Annotated in this window: 2 protein-coding genes and 1 pseudogene; 1 reads left to right on the forward strand and 2 read right to left on the reverse strand. The window is 61.4% G+C overall.

Going from position 1 to position 1,697, the window contains the following annotated elements; genetic code table 11:
• Positions 1–72: 72 nt before the first annotated feature.
• Positions 73–802 (reverse strand): annotated as a pseudogene (locus ACEW8G_RS13195) (IS1595 family transposase); the annotation flags it as partial.
• Positions 803–910: 108 nt separating this feature from the next.
• Here ACEW8G_RS13195 and ACEW8G_RS13200 point away from each other — a divergent pair.
• Complete coding sequence (locus ACEW8G_RS13200; RefSeq protein WP_373488870.1) at positions 911–1,384, forward strand: hypothetical protein; 474 nt, start codon at positions 911–913, stop codon at positions 1,382–1,384.
• Between the two features lie 186 nt (positions 1,385–1,570).
• On the opposite strand, the gene ACEW8G_RS13205 is transcribed toward ACEW8G_RS13200, so the two are convergent.
• A partial coding sequence (locus tag ACEW8G_RS13205) for a transposase (protein ID WP_373488871.1) occupies positions 1,571–1,697 on the reverse strand: 127 nt, incomplete at its 5' end.

Raw genomic sequence — 1,697 nt, forward strand, 5'->3', positions numbered from 1 at the left:
GAAGCTTTCGATGGCGCTCGGGGCTTTGACAGTGATGGCGTCTGCCGCGGCAGGGGCTTTCAGTATTTTAGCCTAAGCCGCCCGCTGCCAGTATCCCTTGAACTCCCGGCTGACCGGCGAGACCATCGCGTTGCGAAGTGCGCGGTCGGTGAGAACCCGGTTGCAGTCGCGGCGGTGATCCTCGATCCAAGCGGCATGGCTGGCGTACTGCGCAAGGTACTTCGGCGAAACCCAATGGTGCTGGCCTGACACCATGCGGCGCAGGCGGGAGAAGTAGCTTTCCACCCAATTCGTATGCGCGCCGCCGCCCGCGCTGTATTCCTCGGAATGGTTGACGCGGCCGCAGGCGAACGTGGTGTCGAGCAGATCCCAATGCGTGCCTTCGTCGGCGTACATCGTCGCGGAGCGGTCCACGATGGCGTTGGCGATGCTGACGCCCTCACCCCTCGGCATTGTGCACGAATGGCAGCGTGCGGCCCCCACGTTCGCGCAGAGCGATGACCACGCGGCGGTTCGGCGAGCGGTTCTCGCGCAGGCGGCGGTCGAGACGATCTTCCTTGCGGTTCTCGGGGCGCACCACGCCACCAAAATATGCGCCGTCAATTTCGACTTCGCCGTCCAATTCCGCGCCGTGCACTTCGCGGGCAAGGGCCTCGCGCAGCTTGTGCGCCATCACCCAGGCAGTCTTGTATTGAACGTCGAGCGTCCGGGAGAACTGCACCGAGGACAAGCAGCGCAACACCGAAGGCGAGAAGGCGGCGATCAAGGCGGGCAAGTCGGCAAAAGAGATCTGACCGGACGAGCCGAACAAGGCCGCCCAGAAGGACACCAACGCGCGCTGGACACTGAAGGTCGGCGGCAAGGTCCGCTATCGTCCCGATGGACGCCGCTACCGCCGATCGCGACCCCGGTGTTCGGCTACAAGTCTCGTATCAGCATTGACCGGCGCTTCGGGTTCATCCGCAAAGCGAGTGTCACCTCGGCGGCAGACAGCGATGGGCGCCAGTTGCGCCGCGTGATCGACCCTGCAAACACCCCTGCTGATGTCTGGGCCGACAGTGTTTATCGCAGTCAGAAGAACGAGGCTTCGCTATCGCGCAATATACTTACAAGCCGCATCCATCGCCGGAAACCCAAAGGCAAACCGGTGCCTGAGCACATCGTGCGCGTCGCTGCGGCCAAATCAGCAAACAGGGCCCGGATCGAGCCTCCCGCCCCAACAAACGGCACGGCAAATCGCGCCGACAAATCATGGATGTTGCGGGAGTCCAGTTTGGGCTTTTACGCCGGTAATTACGTGAGCAAGCCGTTTCACCGCAAGGGTCTGGAACCGCGCAATAGGCCAGGATGCGCCACTTATTTGAAGGCTCTGCCGCAGGTTTAGCCCAGAAGGAAGAGCCCTAGCTGGGGTTAATACCCTGAACGGCAGGAAGGGGACGAATCGTAAAACTGCGGGTCTTTTTGGGGTCGGGTCATTGCCCATCTTTCCGTGGAGCCCGAACGAAAATGGGGCTCCCAGAATGACATGGGAGCCCCTAGCTATGTATATATCGAGTCCTAGGCTCAGGACTCATTGATCGAGCCAGAAGATGACGGTTGCTGCGATGCAAATGGCGGACATGAAAGTGTGGGCGCAGCGGTCGTATCGGGTGTGGATGCGGCGCCAGTCCTTGAGTTTGCCGAACATGTTCTCGACC

It is taken from the genome of Blastomonas sp., assembly GCF_041747255.1.
In the GTDB taxonomy this organism is placed as follows: Bacteria; Pseudomonadota; Alphaproteobacteria; order Sphingomonadales; family Sphingomonadaceae; genus Blastomonas.